Annotated in this window: 14 protein-coding genes; 8 read left to right on the top strand and 6 right to left on the bottom strand. The window is 71.9% G+C overall.

Translation table 11 applies throughout. The features are described from left to right. Nucleotides 1-21 precede the first annotated feature (21 nt). The gene (locus tag FBY23_RS11670; RefSeq protein WP_141798295.1) at nucleotides 22-678 is read left to right on the top strand and encodes a hypothetical protein; all 657 of its coding nucleotides are present in this window, start codon (nucleotides 22-24) and stop codon (nucleotides 676-678) included. Nucleotides 679-856: 178 nt separating this feature from the next. Here FBY23_RS11670 and FBY23_RS11665 read toward each other — a convergent pair whose 3' ends face one another. Continuing rightward, complete coding sequence (locus FBY23_RS11665) at nucleotides 857-1,867, bottom strand: aldo/keto reductase family protein (RefSeq protein WP_141798294.1); 1,011 nt, start codon at nucleotides 1,865-1,867, stop codon at nucleotides 857-859. A gap of 214 nt (nucleotides 1,868-2,081) precedes the next feature. Between FBY23_RS11665 and FBY23_RS11660 the strand changes: the two genes are divergently transcribed. From FBY23_RS11660 to FBY23_RS11650, 3 genes are read left to right on the top strand one after another with little or no spacing between them, the layout of a single operon-like run. Further along, nucleotides 2,082-2,600: a GNAT family N-acetyltransferase gene (locus FBY23_RS11660; protein ID WP_141798293.1), complete on the top strand. Its 519-nt coding sequence runs from the start codon at nucleotides 2,082-2,084 to the stop codon at nucleotides 2,598-2,600. A 3-nt stretch (nucleotides 2,601-2,603) separates the two neighbouring features. Beyond that, nucleotides 2,604-3,266, top strand: a complete 663-nt coding sequence (locus FBY23_RS11655) for an AzlC family ABC transporter permease (protein ID WP_141798292.1) — start codon at nucleotides 2,604-2,606, stop codon at nucleotides 3,264-3,266. After that, nucleotides 3,266-3,568 carry an AzlD domain-containing protein gene (locus FBY23_RS11650; protein WP_141801002.1) on the top strand — a complete coding sequence of 101 codons (303 nt, stop codon included), beginning with the start codon at nucleotides 3,266-3,268 and terminating at the stop codon, nucleotides 3,566-3,568. Before FBY23_RS11655 ends, FBY23_RS11650 begins: the two co-directional genes overlap by 1 nt. Before the next feature lie 12 nt (nucleotides 3,569-3,580). Here FBY23_RS11650 and dapB read toward each other — a convergent pair whose 3' ends face one another. Next, nucleotides 3,581-4,363, bottom strand: a complete 783-nt coding sequence (dapB, locus tag FBY23_RS11645; RefSeq protein ID WP_141798291.1) for a 4-hydroxy-tetrahydrodipicolinate reductase — start codon at nucleotides 4,361-4,363, stop codon at nucleotides 3,581-3,583. Nucleotides 4,364-4,414: 51 nt separating this feature from the next. Here dapB and FBY23_RS11640 point away from each other — a divergent pair, with 51 nt between their 5' ends. Continuing rightward, a complete protein-coding gene (locus FBY23_RS11640) occupies nucleotides 4,415-4,930 on the top strand; it encodes a trans-aconitate 2-methyltransferase (RefSeq protein WP_141798290.1) in 516 nt (171 codons plus the stop codon). A gap of 170 nt (nucleotides 4,931-5,100) precedes the next feature. Beyond that, entirely contained in the window at nucleotides 5,101-6,867 is a 1,767-nt protein-coding gene (locus tag FBY23_RS11635) for a BCCT family transporter (RefSeq protein WP_141798289.1), read from the top strand. A gap of 131 nt (nucleotides 6,868-6,998) precedes the next feature. Here FBY23_RS11635 and FBY23_RS11630 read toward each other — a convergent pair whose 3' ends face one another. The 3 genes from FBY23_RS11630 to rpsO form a co-directional block, all read right to left on the bottom strand. After that, nucleotides 6,999-8,378 carry a pitrilysin family protein gene (locus FBY23_RS11630; protein WP_141798288.1) on the bottom strand — a complete coding sequence of 460 codons (1,380 nt, stop codon included), beginning with the start codon at nucleotides 8,376-8,378 and terminating at the stop codon, nucleotides 6,999-7,001. Continuing rightward, nucleotides 8,375-10,603, bottom strand: coding sequence for a polyribonucleotide nucleotidyltransferase (locus FBY23_RS11625; protein WP_141798287.1), 2,229 nt, complete (start codon nucleotides 10,601-10,603; stop codon nucleotides 8,375-8,377). The genes FBY23_RS11630 and FBY23_RS11625 overlap by 4 nt, the downstream gene beginning before the upstream one ends. A 149-nt stretch (nucleotides 10,604-10,752) precedes the next feature. Next, complete coding sequence (gene rpsO / locus FBY23_RS11620) at nucleotides 10,753-11,028, bottom strand: 30S ribosomal protein S15 (protein WP_036542197.1); 276 nt, start codon at nucleotides 11,026-11,028, stop codon at nucleotides 10,753-10,755. A gap of 141 nt (nucleotides 11,029-11,169) precedes the next feature. Between rpsO and FBY23_RS11615 the strand changes: the two genes are divergently transcribed. Next, nucleotides 11,170-13,278 (top strand): molybdopterin-dependent oxidoreductase, encoded by a 2,109-nt coding sequence (locus tag FBY23_RS11615; protein ID WP_141798286.1) that lies wholly within the window; start codon nucleotides 11,170-11,172, stop codon nucleotides 13,276-13,278. A gap of 21 nt (nucleotides 13,279-13,299) precedes the next feature. After that, complete coding sequence (gene arfB / locus FBY23_RS11610) at nucleotides 13,300-13,731, top strand: alternative ribosome rescue aminoacyl-tRNA hydrolase ArfB (protein ID WP_222117802.1); 432 nt, start codon at nucleotides 13,300-13,302, stop codon at nucleotides 13,729-13,731. Here the strand turns inward: arfB and FBY23_RS11605 are convergent. Next, on the bottom strand, nucleotides 13,728-14,912 hold the full coding sequence (locus tag FBY23_RS11605) for a molybdopterin-dependent oxidoreductase (protein ID WP_141798285.1): 1,185 nt from the start codon (nucleotides 14,910-14,912) through the stop codon (nucleotides 13,728-13,730). The genes arfB and FBY23_RS11605 overlap by 4 nt on opposite strands. Nucleotides 14,913-14,916: the final 4 nt, after the last annotated feature.

Below are 14,916 nucleotides of genomic sequence, written 5' to 3'. Positions count from 1 at the left end.
CATGCGCTAGGTTTCAGGCGCATGAAGGTCATCGCCGCGCTGCACGGCCCCGGCCCCGCCCTGCTCGAGCCCGCGTTCCGCGCGGAGGTCGCCGCGACCGGCGCCACCCGCCTGCAGGTCAACGTCGACGACGACGAGGTCGCGCCGGCGATGAGGTTCGGCCCCGGTACGCCGATCACGGCCGTGGTGACGGCGTGGACGGACCGCGACCCCGCGCCCCTTCTCGACGTCGTACGACGCCACGACCCGGACGTGCACGCGTGGTCGGTGGACGAGCGCGAGCCGCTGGTCCCGCCCGCGGTGGCCGACGGCGCACGCACCGACGCGCTGGCGAACCTGGCGTTCCTGCGCCGCCCGGCGGCGATGCCGCACGCTGCCTGGCTCGCCGACTGGCTGGACCGCCACACGCAGGTAGCGATCGACACGCAGGGCACCTTCGGCTACGTCCAGAACCCGGTCGTCGCGCACCTCACCGACGGCGGACGCGACGTGGCCGGCATCGTCGAGGAGCTGTTCCCCATGGCGGCGATGGCCGACCAGCACGCGTTCTACGGCAGCGGTGGCGACGAGGAGGAGCTCCAGCGCCGGTTCACGACGCTGATGGACAGCTGCGCCCGGTTCGGCGCCGCCGAGGGTCTCGACCTGGTGCCGACGAGCCGCTACCGCTTCACGCTGTAGGAACGACCCCATCCCTGACGGCAGGCCGAGATCGCTCCGCGCGTGCCGTGCGGCAGCCGGAGGTCGTCGCGCCGCCCGCCGCTTCTGCACGGAGGAGCGAGCGAGGAACGAGCGAGCGGGGGAGGAAGAAACGGCGTTGGCAGGCGGCGCGACATGCGCGCGAGGCGCGCCAGGCAGCTCAGCCCAGGATCTCCGAGCGCCGCGGCGAGCGGGTCAGCGCCGGGTCGGAGGTGACGACGCCGTCGAGCGCCCCGTCGATCGCTGCCAGGGTGTCGGCGTCGAGCGTGATCCCGGCGGCCTTGACGTTCTCGGTGACCTGCTCGGGCCGGCTGGCGCCGATGATCGCGGCCGAGACGTTGTCGTTCTGCAGCACCCAGGCGACGGCGAGCTGGGCCAGGGACAGGCCGGCGGCGTCGGCGATCGGCTGCAGCAGCTGGACCCGCTCGAGCACGTCGTCACGCAGCCAGCGGCTGATGTCGTTGGCGCCGCCCTTCTCGTCGGTGGCCCGGGAGCCGGCGGGAGGCGCCTGGCCGGGACGGTACTTGCCGGTCAGCACGCCCTGGGCGATGGGCGACCAGACGATCTGGCCGATGCCGAGCTCGCGGCAGGTCGGGACGACCTCGCTCTCGATGACCCGCCAGAGCATGGAGTACTGCGGCTGGTTGGAGACCAGCGGCACCCGCAGCTCGCGGGCCAGCTCGGCGGCCGACCGGATCTCCTCGGCCCGCCACTCCGATACGCCGATGTAGAGCGCCTTGCCCGACCGTACGACGTCCGCGAACGCCACCATGGTCTCCTCGAGCGGCGTCTCGTGGTCGTAGCGGTGGGCCTGGTAGAGGTCGACGTAGTCGGTGCCGAGCCGGCGCAGCGAGCCGTCGATCGACTCCAGGATGTGCTTGCGGGACAGCCCGTGGTCGTTGTGCTTGCCGGGCCCGGTCGGCCAGAAGACCTTGGTGAAGATCTCCAGGCCCTCGCGCCGCTCGCCGGCCAGCGCCCGGCCGAGCACGGTCTCGGCGGCGGTGTTGGCGTAGACGTCGGCGGTGTCGAAGGTGGTGATCCCCTCGTCGAGCGCGCGGCGCACGCAGGCCAGCGCGCCGTCCTCCTCGACCTGGGAGCCGTGGGTGATCCAGTTGCCGTAGGCGATGGCCGAGATGCGGAGGCCACTCGCCCCGAGGTTGCGAATCTCCATGCCCCGACCATAGGGCGCGGCTCCTCATCCCGCGCCTGCTGCGCGGACTTTCGGACTCGATCTGGCTGCGTTGGCGTCGCTCGAAGGGCGATCCAGCACGTCAACGCTCCGCCGCCTTGCCAGATCGGCCCGAGAGCCCGCTCGCGACGGCGCGGGACAAGGAGCCACACCCTAGTCGCCGATGCCACACCCCCGCCCTGACAGGATGGCCGGCATGGTCGTTGCTGACGTCTCCGTACGGGTCGCCTGGCCGGCCGACGCCACCGGGATCGCGGCGGTCCAGCTGCGCGCCTGGCAGGAGCGGTACGACGCCGGCCCGGCCCTCGACGTCCCCACCCTCACCGAGGCGTGGCGCCAGTCCCTCTCCCGGCCCCCGGAGGCCCGGCACCGCGCCCTCGTGGCGCTCGCCGGCGACCAGGTCGTCGGGTTCGCGCTGACCGGCCCGAACGCCGATCCCGACGCCGATCCGGCCGCCGACGGTGAGATGGCCGAGTTCACCGTGAGTCCGGACGCCACCCGCGCCGGGCACGGCTCGCGACTGCTGCAGGCCTGCGCCGACACCCTGGCCGCCGACGGCTTCGCACGTGCCGTGTGCTGGCTGGACGCGACCGACGACGTGCTGCGGGCCTTCTTGACCAGTGCCGGCTGGGAGGCGGACGGCGCGAGCCGCGAGCTCGCCGACGAGTCCGGTACGACGCTCAAGCAGGTCCGGCTGCACACCGGTCTCGCATAGCCCGTGGCCGAGCCGACCAGGCGGACCGTGATCCGCGACAGCCTCGGCGTCGCGATCGCGACCGGCACCTACGGCCTGAGCTTCGGCGCGGTCGGCGTCGCGTCCGGGCTGAGCCTGGCCCAGACCTGCGCGCTCTCGCTGGTCATGTTCACCGGCGCCTCGCAGTTCGCGCTGGTGGGCGTCCTGGGGTCGGGTGGAACGCCGATCGCGGGGGCGCTGACGGCGATGCTGCTCGGCACCCGCAACGCCCTCTACGGCCTGCGCCTGGCTCCCCTGCTCGGCTATCGAGGCTGGCGCCGGGCAGCCGCGGCACAGGTCCTCATCGACGAGTCGACCGCGATGGCGGTGACCCGTCCCGACCGAGACCTGGCGCGCACGGGGTTCCTCACCACCGGGGTGACGATCTTCGTGCTGTGGAACCTCACCACGTTCGCCGGTGCGGTGGCCGGCGAGCAGCTCGGCGACCCGCGCGACCTCGGCCTGGACGCAGCCGTGGGCGCAGCCTTCCTCGCGCTGCTGTGGCCACGGCTGACCACGCCGGTGCTGAAGGCGACCGCGGCCCTGGCTGCACTGGTGGCGGCGGGCGCGGTGACGGTGACCCCGGCCGGCGTACCCGTGCTGGTGGCGGCCGGCGTCGCCGTGCTCGTGGGAGCGCTGACCCGGTGATGTGGTGGGCGGTGCTCAGCGCCGGCGTCGGCTGCTACCTGCTCAAGCTGGCCGGGCTCTCCGTGCCCGCACGGGTGCTCGGCAACCCGCTGGTGGCCCGGATCGCGGACCTGATCCCGGTCGCCCTGCTGGCCGCCCTGGTGACGGTGCAGGTGCTCGCCGCGCCCGAGGGCCGCGCGCTGGTGCTCGATGCACGGGTGCTGGCGCTGGGCGTGGCCGTGCTGCTCCTCCTCGCACGGGCGCCGTTCCTGGTCGTCGTGTTCGGCTCGGCCGCGGCCGCCGCGCTGGTCCGGCTGCTCTGAGCGCCGGGGAGGCTAGCCGAGGTCGAGGAAGTGCTCCAGGCCCACCGTCAGGCCCGGGAACGACCCGATCCGGCGTACGCCGGTCAGCACGCCGGGCGTGAACGAGACCCGGTCGAGTGAGTCGTGGCGGATGGTCAGGGTCTCCCCCAGCCCGCCGAGGATGACCTCCTGGTGGGCGACCAGTCCCCGCACCCGCACGCTGTGGACGCGTACGCCGTCGACTTCGGCGCCCCGCGCGCCCTCGAGCCCGGTGCTGGTCGCGTCGGGGATCGGCGCGCTGCCGGCCTCGCGGCGGGCGGCGGCGATCAGCTCGGCCGTGCGGCCGGCCGTGCCGCTGGGGGCGTCGGCCTTGGTCGGGTGGTGCAGCTCGACGACCTCGACCGACTCGAAGAAGGGCGCGGCGACCGCGGCGAAGCGCATCATGAGGATCGCACCGATGGAGAAGTTGGGGGCGATGAGGACGCCGGTGCCGGGGCTGTCCGCGAGCCAGCCGCGCAGCGTCTCGAGGCGCGTGTCGTCGAAGCCCGTCGTACCGACGACGGCGTGGATGCCGTTCTCGATGCAGAAGCGCAGGTTGTCCATCACCACGTCGGGATGGGTGAAGTCGACGACCACCCGGGTGCCGCTGTCGACCAGCGAGGCGACCGCGTCGCCCTGGTCGATCCCGACGGTGAAGTCGAGGTCGTCGGCACTCTCGACGGCCTTGACGACCTCCGCGCCCACCTTGCCCCGGGCACCGAGGACGCCCACCTGGAGGCGCTCAGCAGCACCCTGATCCGCGACACGTGAACTCACGCCACCAAGGTAGTGCGTCACCCCGGCTCGCGTTCTGGCAGGCTGACCCCCATGGTGAACAAGATCCCGGCCCGGATCCGGTGGGCGGTGGACTTCATGGACGTCCAGCCCAACGACCACGTGCTGGAGATCGGCTGCGGAAATGGCGCGGCCGCCGACCTCATCTGCCGACGCCTCGAGGGCAAGGGCAAGATGTTCGCGATCGACCGGTCCGAGGCCGGCGTGGACCGCACCAAGGCCCGCTGCGCCGAGCACATCGCCGCCGGCCGGCTCACGGTGCGCCAGATCGACCTCGCCACGCTGCGGGTGCCGGTCAAGCGCCTCACGAAGGTCTTCGCGTTCGACGTCAACCTGTTCTGGGTGCGCGACGCGAGCGAGGAGATCGCACTGCTCCACGAGCGGCTGATGCCCGGGGGCTCGGTGAACCTCTTCTTCGACACCACCCGCCCCGAGCAGGTGCCCGACATCCTCGCGAAGGCGTCCGAGCAGCTGCGCGACGGCGGCTTCCGCGTCTACATCGTGGACTCCAAGATGCCGCCGGTCATCGGCATCATCGGCCGCCGCTGACCCGTCCCGAGGCCCTCCCGGGGCCGCCCCCGATTCGACGCGGCGGGGTCACTCCTTGTTAACGTGCGGGAGCAGTACGCCCGTCTCGGGGCTGGCCTGACCTCAATATCGGACCTCTCTCACCGCCTCGGCGCGCGTGCTCGTCCTGATCGGCGAGACCCTGGAGAGACGTGACCCAGACCGACCGTAGTGCCCCGAGCAAGACCCGAGCCGCCGACCTGGCCGACGCGCTGAGCACCCCCGCCGCGGACGTCGTACCGCACCCGGCGCTGGACCAGGCCGTCGAGGTCGACGCGCCCGCACGCCGCGGTCTCGACCCCGTCGTCTTCGGCGTCGCGGCCGTCGTGAGCATCGCCTTCGTGGTGTGGGGCCTGGCGAGCACCAGCTCGCTCGGCACCGCCTCCGGCAAGGCGCTGGACTGGGTGATGACCAACACCGGCTGGCTGTTCGTGCTGACCTCCAGCGGCTTCGTCGTGTTCGTCATCTGGCTGGCGATGAGCAAGTACGGCACCATCCCGCTGGGCCGCGACGACGAGGAGCCGGAGTTCCGCACGACGTCGTGGATCGCGATGATGTTCAGCGCCGGCATGGGCATCGGGCTGATGTTCTACGGCGTCAGCGAGCCGCTCTCGCACTTCGTGGACCCGCCTCCCGGCACCAGCGGCGAGCAGGACGCCGCGGCGCAGACCGCGATGGCGACCACGATGTTCCACTGGACCCTGCACCCGTGGGCGATCTACGCCGTCGTCGGGCTCGCGATCGCCTACGGCGTCTACCGCAAGGGCCGCGTGCAGCTGATCTCCGCGGCGTTCGCGCCGCTGCTCGGTGAGCGGGCCACCGGCGGCGCCGGCAAGGTGATCGACATGTTCGCGATCTTCGCGACGCTGTTCGGCTCGGCGACCTCGCTGGGCCTGGGTGCCCTGCAGATCAGCAGCGGCCTCGAGATCGTGGGCGACATCGGCCCGCTCGGCAACGGCGTCCTCGTCGGCATCATCAGCGTGCTGACCGTCGCATTCGTGCTCTCGGCCGTCTCCGGCGTCGCCAAGGGCATCCAGTGGCTGTCCAACATCAACATGGTGCTGGCCGTCGTCCTGGCGCTGTTCCTGTTCGTGGTCGGCCCGACCGTCTTCATCCTCAACCTGGTGCCGACCTCGCTCGGCAGCTATGTGCAGGACCTGGCGATGATGGCCGCGCGCACCGGCGCCGAGGGTGCCGACACCGAGGCGTGGCTGAGCGGCTGGACCGTCTTCTACTGGGCGTGGTGGCTGTCCTGGACGCCGTTCGTCGGCATGTTCATCGCACGCATCTCGCGCGGGCGCACCATCCGCCAGTTCGTCACCGGCGTGCTGCTGGTTCCGAGCGTGGTCAGCGTGATCTGGTTCTGCATCCTCGGCGGCACCGCGATCGACCTCCAGCGCACCGGCACCGACATCGCGAACGCCGGCGGCCTCGAGGCCCAGCTCTTCGGCACCCTCGACGCGCTCCCCCTCGCCACCGTCGCCAGCATCCTGGTGATGGTGCTGGTCGCGATCTTCTTCGTGTCCGGCGCCGACGCGGCCTCGATCGTGATGGGCAGCCTCTCGGAGCGCGGTACGACGGAGCCGCGGCGCAGCACCGTCATCTTCTGGGGCGTCGCCACCGGCGCCGTGGCCGCGGTGATGCTGCTGGCGGGCGGCGAGAACGCCCTGACCGGCCTGCAGACGATCACCATCGTCGCGGCTCTGCCGTTCGTGGTGATCATGATCGGCCTCGCGGCCGCCCTCGTCCGCGAGCTGCGCACCGACCCGATGGTCGTGCGCCGCCGCTACGGCGAGGAGGCGGTCGAGCAGGCCGTCATCGCCGGTGTGACCGAACACGGCGACGACTTCGTGCTGTCGATCGAGCCGGTCGACCCCGAGCCCGAGCCGGTCGAGGCCGACGTCGTCCGGGAATCCTGACGGATCAGTCCGGCCGGACTCACGCCCGTCGCCCTCGAGTCGTTCGATCGAACGGTTCGAGGGGATGACGCGCGAAGGAATCCCTCAGATCGTTCGATCGAACGATCTGAGGGATTGCTCGCGCCGTCGGCTCACGCCGAGCCGGGCCCCACGAGAGCGAGCAGCTCGGGCCGGCCGAAGACCTCGGCGGCGACCTCACGCACCTCGTCGAGCGTGACCGCCTCGATCCGCGCGATCACCTCGTCGATGCCGAGAACCTCGCCGTTGACCAGCTCGTTCTTGCCCAGCCGCATCATCCGCGAGCCGGAGTCCTCGAGGCCGAGGATCATCCCGCCGACCAGCTGACCCTTGCCGCGGACCAGCTCGTCCTCGGTGATCCCCTCCTCCGCGATCAGCCGCAGCTGCTCGCGGACCACGGCCAGCACCTCGTCGGTGCGGTCGGGCAGGCAGCCGACGGCGACCCCGACGATCCCGGAGTCGGCGTAGTGGCTGGCGAAGGAGTAGACCGAGTACGCCAGCCCGCGCACCTCGCGGACCTCCTGGAACAGCCGGCTGGACGTGCCGCCACCGAGCGCGGTGTTGAGCACGCCGAGCGCGTAGCGCCGATCGTCGTCGCGGGTCAGTCCCTCGCGGCCCAGGACCAGGTTGACCTGCTCGAAGGGCCGGTCGACCCGGCCGTCGCCGGCGGCGACCTTGGGACGGCGCCGGGTCGACGTGGTCCGCGGGGCGGCGGGAGCGGCCAGCGCGTCGAGCCAGCCGTGGCGGCCGAACGCCTTCTTCACGGAGCGTACGACAGCCGCGTGGTCGAGCGCGCCGGCGACCGAGATGACGGTGTTGGCCGGGGCGTAGTGGCGCCGGTAGAAGCGCTTGATCTGTGCCGGGGTCATCGCCTCGATCGAACCGGTGGTGCCGGCGATCGGGCGCCCGAGGGCCGACTCGGCGCCCCAGGCGAGCTCGGCGAGCAGGTTCTGGACGACGTCGTCGGGGTCGTCGTCGTGCATCGCGATCTCGTCGAGGATGACGTCGCGCTCGGCGTCGACGTCGTGGGTCGCGATGAGCGAGCCGGTGATCATGTCACCGAGCACGTCGACGGCCAGCGGCAGGTCGTCGGAGAGCACCCGCGCGTGGAAGCAGGTGTACTCCTTGGCGGTGAAGGCGTTGAACTCACCGCCCACGGCGTCGAGCTCGATGGAGATGTCGAGCGCGGAGCGCTCGGTGGTGCCCTTGAACAGCAGGTGCTCGAGGAAGTGCGAGGCGCCGTGGGTCGTGGCGGTCTCGTCGCGCGAGCCGACGCCGACCCAGACACCGACGGACGCGGAGCGGGCGCCGGCCATCTGCTCGGTGACGATCCGCAGCCCGGACGGCAGCTGCGTGCGTCGTACGAGCGAGGTCACCTGACCGGCCTGGTCGCGCACGGTCTCGAGGGTCCGGGTGGACGCCCCGGCGCGGGAAACGGCCGACGGCCGGCCAGCAGAGCGCTGGCCGGCCGTCGTGGAGCTGGTGGTGCTCACTCGGAGTCAGACTCCTCGCCCTCGGCGGTCTCGGCGGCGTCCGCCTCCTCGACCACCGGGATGAGGGACAGCTTGCCGCGGTCATCGATCTCGGCGATCTCGACCTGCAGCTTCTGGCCCACGGAGACGACGTCCTCGACGTTCTCCACGCGCTTGCCACCGGCGAGGCCACGCAGCTTGCTGATGTGCAGCAGGCCGTCCTTGCCCGGCATGAGCGCGATGAACGCACCGAAGTTGGTCGTCTTGACGACCGTGCCGAGGTAGCGCTCGCCGACCTCGGGCATGGTCGGGTTCGCGATCGCGTTGATCGCGGACCGGGCCGCCTCGGCGGCCTCGCCGTTGGTCGCACCGATGTAGACCGTGCCGTCGTCCTCGATGGAGATCGAGGCGCCGGTGTCGTCCTGCAGCTGGTTGATGACCTTGCCCTTGGGCCCGATGACCTCGCCGATCTTGTCCACGGGCACCTTGACGGTGATGATCCGCGGGGCGTGGACCGACATCTCCTCGGGAGCGTCGATCGCCTCGCCCATGACCTCGAGGATCGTCAGGCGGGCGTCGCGGGCCTGGGTCAGCGCCGCGGCGAGGACCTCGGCCGGGATGCCGTCGAGCTTGGTGTCGAGCTGGAGCGCGGTGACGAACTCCTTGGTACCGGCGACCTTGAAGTCCATGTCGCCGAACGCGTCCTCGGCACCGAGGATGTCGGTCAGCGCGACGTACTCGGTCTTGCCGTCGATCTCACCCGAGATGAGGCCCATGGCGATGCCGGCGACCGGCGCCTTCAGGGGCACACCGGCCTGCAGCAGCGACAGGGTCGAGGCGCAGACCGAGCCCATCGAGGTGGAGCCGTTGGAGCCCATGGCCTCGGAGAGCTGGCGGATGGCGTACGGGAACTCCTCGCGGTTCGGGAGCACCGGCAGCAGCGCACGACGCGCAAGGGCGCCGTGGCCGACCTCGCGGCGCTTCGGCGAGCCGACGCGACCGGTCTCACCGGTGGAGAACGGCGGGAAGATGTACTTGTGCATGTAGCGCCGGTGGGTCTCCGGCGACAGGGTGTCGATCTGCTGCTCCATCTTGAGCATGTCGAGGGTGGTGACGCCCAGGATCTGGGTCTCGCCACGCTCGAACAGCGCGGAGCCGTGGACCCGCGGGATCACGTCGACCTCGGCGTGCAGCGGACGGATGTCGGCGAGGCCGCGGCCGTCGATGCGGACCTTGTCGCGCAGCACGCGCTCGCGCACGACCTGCTTGTTGACCGAGCGGAAGGCCGCGCCGATCTCCTTCTCGCGACCCTCGAACTGTCCGGCGAGCTTCTCCAGCAGCCCGGCCTTGAGCTCGTCGGTGCGCGCCTCGCGCTCCTGCTTGTCGCCGATGGTCATCGCGGCGACGAGGTCGTCCTTCGCGGCGGCCTCGACGGCGGCGTAGACGTCGTCCTCGTAGTCGAGGAAGATCGGGAACTCCTGGACCGGCTTGGCGGCCACGTTGGCGAGTTCGACCTGGGCCTCGACCAGCTGCTTGATGAACGGCTTGGCGGCCTCGAGGCCACCGGCCACGACCTCCTCGGTCGGCGCCTGGGCGCCGCCGCGGACCAGCTCGATGGTCTCCTCGGTCGCCTCGGCCTCGACCATCATGATCGCGACGTCACCGGTCTCGGTGACCCGGCCGGCGACGACCATGTCGAACACGGCCTTCTCCAGCTGGCTGTGGGTCGGGAACGCGACCCACTGGCCCTCGATGAGGGCGACGCGGGTGGCGCCGACCGGGCCGCTGAACGGCAGGCCGGAGAGCTGGGTCGAAAGCGACGCGGCGTTGATCGCGAGCACGTCGTACGGCGTGTCGGGGTTGAGCGCCATGACGGTGATGACGACCTGGACCTCGTTGCGCAGGCCCTTCTTGAAGGTCGGGCGCAGCGGGCGGTCGATGAGGCGGCAGGCCAGGATCGCGTCCTCGCCCGGGCGGCCCTCGGAACGGAAGAACGAGCCGGGGATGCGGCCCGCGGCGTACATCCGCTCCTCGACGTCGATGGTCAGCGGGAAGAAGTCGAAGTGGTCCTTCGGGTGCTTGCCGGCCGTGGTGGCCGACAGCAGCATGGTGTCGCCGTCGAGGAAGGCGCTCACCGAACCGGCGGCCTGGCGGGCGAGGACGCCCGTCTCGAACTTGATGGTGCGAGTGCCGAACTTGCCGTTGTCGAGAACGGTCTCGACCTCGGAGATGACGGGTTCAGTCAATGTTTTCTCTTGTTCGTGCGGTGCGGGACGCGCTGCCCCGCGGAATCGGACTTGAATGACGCCTGCCACTTTATCGACCGGCAGGGAAATTGCAGAACGGGCGACCCGGTGCGGGTCACCCGTTCTGGAAGTTCATCAGCGCGTCGAGATCAACGACGCAGGCCGAGGCGCTCGACGATGGAGCGGTAGCGCTCGATCTCGGTCTTCTTCAGGTAGTTGAGGAGACGGCGGCGCTGGCCGACGAGCAGGAGCAGGCCACGACGGCTGTGGTGGTCGTGCTTGTGCTGCTTGAGGTGCTCGGTCAGGTGGCTGATGCGGTGCGAGAGCAGCGCGATCTGCACCTCGGGCGAACCGGTGTCACCCTCGGTCGTGGCGTACTCAGCGATGATCTTCTTCTTGGTCTCAGCGTCGGTACCGACTGCCATGTGAACTCCTTGTTCGCTCGTTGCGCGGCGCCCCAGCCTGAAATCCTGGAGCTCTCTTGATCCGCGGCCGTCCTGACGGCAACCGCACAAGGCTAACAGCGGGGGTCACGCGCGACCGAATCGCTGTGCGACGATGCCCACGTGGAGACGCGGACCGGCGTGTGCAACCTGTGCGAGGCCACCTGTGGCCTGCTGCTGAGCATCGAGGACGGCGCCGTGACCGGCGTGCGGGGCAACCCCGACGACCCGCTCTCACGCGGCCACATCTGCCCCAAGGGCGTGGCGATCGGCGACGTCCACGCCGACCCGGACCGCCTGCGCCGTCCGGTACGACGCATCGGGCGCGGCGACGACGCACGCTGGGAGGAGATCGGCTGGGACGAGGCGCTCGACCTGGTGGCCGACGGGCTCGCGCGGGCCGTCAACGAGCACGGCGAGGACGCACTGGCGATCTACCTCGGCAACCCCAACGTGCACAGCCTCGGCTCGATGACCCACGGTGTCGCGCTGGCGCAGTCGTTCCGCACCCGCAACAAGTTCAGCGCGACCTCGGTCGACCAGCTCCCCCACCAGGTCGTCGGACACCTCCTCTACGGCCACCAGCTGCTGCTGCCCGTGCCCGACATCGACCGCACGTCCTACTTCCTCGTGCTCGGCGCGAACCCGATGGCGTCCAACGGCTCGCTCATGACGGTGCCCGACTTCCCCGGCAGGCTGCGTGAGCTGCGCGCCCGCGGCGGCCGGATGGTCGTGCTGGACCCGCGGCGCACCGAGACCGCGAAGGTCGCCGACGAGCACCACTTCGTCCGCCCCGGCACCGACGCGTGGGTGCTGCTGGCCCTGCTGCAGGTGCTGTTCGCCGAGGGGCTGACCACCCCGCCGGCGTACGTCGACGGGCTGGCGGGCGTCGAGGCGCTGGTCGCGCCCTTCACCCCCGAGCTCGCCGAGCAGGCGAGCGGGGTGCCGGCCGGGGAGATCCGCCGGATCGCGCGGGACTTCGCGGCCGCCGACGGAGCGGCGGCGTACGGCCGGATCGGGGTGTCGACCCAGGAGTTCGGGACGGTCTGCCAGTGGGCGGTCCAGGTGATCAACCTGGTCACCGGCAACCTGGACCGCGAGGGTGGGGTGCTGTTCACGAGCCCGGCGATCGACGCGATCGGCCGGGGGCTGATCGGGCGCGGCCACCACGACCGCTACCGCTCGCGGGTCCGGCAGGCTCCCGAGTTCGGCGGCGAGCTGCCCGTCGCGGTGCTGCGGGAGGAGATCGAGACGCCCGGCGAGGGCCAGGTGCGAGCACTGCTCACCGTCGCGGGCAACCCGGTGCTGTCCACCCCGGACGGCGCCGCGCTCGACCGGGCGATCGCGGGCCTCGACTTCTACGCCGCGGTCGACATCTACCTCAACGAGACGACCCGGCACGCCGACGTCGTGCTCCCGCCGACGACCCTGCTCGAGCGCGACCACTACGACCTGGTCTTCCACCTGCTGGCGGTGCGCAACACGGCCCGGTTCACACCCGCGGTGTTCGCGAAGGGCCGCGACCAGCGGCATGACTGGGAGATCTTCCGCGACCTCTACCTGCGGGTGACCCGTCGCCGCCGCCGCAAGCCGCCGCTCAGGCGCCGGGTCGTCGCCGAGGCGCGGATGCGGATGAGCCCGACCTTCCTGATCGGGATGCTGCTGCGCTCCGGCGGCTCTAGGACGACGCTGACCGAGCTGCGCAAGCACCCCGAGGGTGTGGACCTCGGTGCGCTGCGTGCCGGTCAGCTGCCCGGCCGGCTGCGGACGCGGGGCGGCCGGATCGACGCGGTGCCGGACCTGGTGGCCGCCGACATCGAGCGGCTGCGTGAGCACGCGCTGCCCACCGACGGCGAGCTGCTGCTCATCGGCCGCCGTCACCAGCGCGACTGCAACTCGTGGATGCACAACACCGAACGGCTCACCCGCGGCAAGGCGCGGCACCAGCTGCTCATGAACCCGAGCGACCTGGCCTCGCGCGGCCTCGCGGACGGCGCGGTCGTCACCGTCCGCTCCCGCGTCGGCGAGGTGAAGGTCGAGGTGGCCTCGACCGAGGACGTGATGCCCGGCGTCGTCTCGCTCCCCCACGGCTACGGGCACGGCCGCACCGGCGCCCGGCTCGGCGTCGCGGCCGGCGTCGCGGGAGTGTCGATCAACGACCTGACCGACCCCGATCGGCTCGACGTGTCGGGCAACGCGGCGCTGTCCGGCGTACCGGTCACCGTCACGTGAGAGTTCTCGGTCTCGCGTGAGATGGCGCTGAACGATCTCACCGTCCCTCCCGGCCCGGGCCTGCCCGGCGGGCTGGTCATCCCCGACACCGAGCTGGTCGAGCGATTCTCCCGCTCCCCCGGCCCCGGTGGCCAGTCGGTCAACACCACCGACAGCCGGGTCGAGCTGGTCTGGGACCCGGCGGCGTCGAGCGTGCTCACCGACGCCCAGCGCAGCCGGCTGATCGCCCGCGCCGACGGCCCGATCGGCGTCGTCGCCCACGAGCACCGCTCCCAGCACCGCAACCGGGTCGCCGCCCGGGAACGGCTCGCCGCCCGGGTCCGCGAGCTGCTCGCTCCCCCGCCGCCGGCCCGACGGGCCACCAAGCCGACCCGCGGCTCCAAGGAGCGGCGGCTGGAGGCCAAGCGGCAGCGCGGGCGGACCAAGCAGCTGCGCGGCCGGGTCGACGACTAGGCCCCCACCACCACGGGGTGCCGGACGACGGCGTCGAAGAAGTACCCGTTCGGGTTGTAGGCCGCCACGTCCGGCTGGGTGCGCCCGTGCAGGTCGGTCGCCCGGGCGAGGAGCTCGTGCCGCCCCGCCGGCGGCGCGTGCCAGGTGTGCGACCAGCGGGTCCAGCCGTGCCCCTCGGTACGGCGCCCGGGCGGGCGGCCCAGGCGGGCTGCGGTCCACGTCGTACCTGCGTCGGTACTGACCTCCACCCGGGCGATCGGCGCCGCGCCGGACCAGGACCGCCCGGTCAGCCGGAGGGTCCGCCCCGCCGGGAGGGCCGCGTCGCGAGGCAGCTCCCAGGCCGAGCGGACGGGGTTGGCGCCGAGCGGGCCGCCGATGTTGTACCAGCGGGTGTTCCACGGCGAGGTCAGCTCGGAGGCCGACACCTCCAGCTCGCCGAGCCACTTGATGCTCGCGATGCCGACCCAGCCCGGCAGCACCAGCCGCAGCGGGAAGCCGTGGTCGGGCAGCAGCGGCTCGCCGTTCACGCCCCACGCGAGAAGCGCGTCGTCGAGCGCCTTGGCGATCGGGAACGGGCGCCGCACGTGGCCGAGGTTCTCGCCCTTGTCGACGTACTCGTCGTCGAGGCCGACGCCCTGCACGCAGACCGCGTCGGGACGCTGCCCCGCCCACCGCAGCACGTCGCGCAGCCGGACGCCCTGCCAGGTCACGGCGCCGACCGCGCCGAGCGTCCAGGGCGTGCCGGCGGCCCTGGTGCCCTGCTGGGTGTCGAAGAGGCTGCGGCCGTTGCCGGTGCACTCGTGGACCGAGGTGACCTCGACGGCCGGGAACCGCCGCCTCAGCTCGTCCAGGCCGAGCGTCACGCCCGCGGCGTCGCGCAGGCCGTCACCGTGCACCCGCAGCCGGTAGGACGACGCGTCGAGCCGCGGCGTGCGCGTGTGGTTGCGCACGAACAGCCGGGACTGCGGGGTCTGCTGGCGGTGCGGGTCGACCGACTCCCAGCGCATCTCCGCGTTGGTCCCGTAGTCGACGAATTCCTCAGCCGGGAGCGGCTTGAGGATCGCGGGCGCGCCGGCGCCGGCTCGGGAGGCCAGCGGCCCGAGCTGGGTGAGCGTGGCGCCGGCCAGGCCGGCGGCGGGCAGGGCGAGCACCGAGCGGCGGCGAAGGCTGTGCGGGGTCATGCAC

This window comes from Nocardioides sp. SLBN-35, assembly GCF_006715725.1.
Lineage (GTDB): Bacteria > Actinomycetota > Actinomycetes > Propionibacteriales > Nocardioidaceae > Nocardioides.
The sequence above is the reverse complement of the archived record's forward strand: the minus strand, read 5'-3'. Positions and strand labels throughout refer to the sequence as shown.

Excerpts from the sequence above, each read along its gene's own strand:
- FBY23_RS11665 (WP_141798294.1), bottom strand. The coding sequence starts at position 1,867 with ATGGAGATTCGCAACCTCGGGGCGAGTGGCCTCCGCATCTCGGCCATC.
- FBY23_RS11605 (WP_141798285.1), bottom strand. The coding sequence starts at position 14,912 with ATGACCCCGCACAGCCTTCGCCGCCGCTCGGTGCTCGCCCTGCCCGCC.
- rpsO (WP_036542197.1), bottom strand. The coding sequence starts at position 11,028 with ATGGCAGTCGGTACCGACGCTGAGACCAAGAAGAAGATCATCGCTGAG.
- FBY23_RS11660 (WP_141798293.1), top strand. The coding sequence starts at position 2,082 with ATGGTCGTTGCTGACGTCTCCGTACGGGTCGCCTGGCCGGCCGACGCC.
- arfB (WP_222117802.1), top strand. The coding sequence starts at position 13,300 with ATGGCGCTGAACGATCTCACCGTCCCTCCCGGCCCGGGCCTGCCCGGC.
- FBY23_RS11670 (WP_141798295.1), top strand. The coding sequence starts at position 22 with ATGAAGGTCATCGCCGCGCTGCACGGCCCCGGCCCCGCCCTGCTCGAG.
- FBY23_RS11650 (WP_141801002.1), top strand. The coding sequence starts at position 3,266 with ATGTGGTGGGCGGTGCTCAGCGCCGGCGTCGGCTGCTACCTGCTCAAG.
- FBY23_RS11640 (WP_141798290.1), top strand. The coding sequence starts at position 4,415 with ATGGTGAACAAGATCCCGGCCCGGATCCGGTGGGCGGTGGACTTCATG.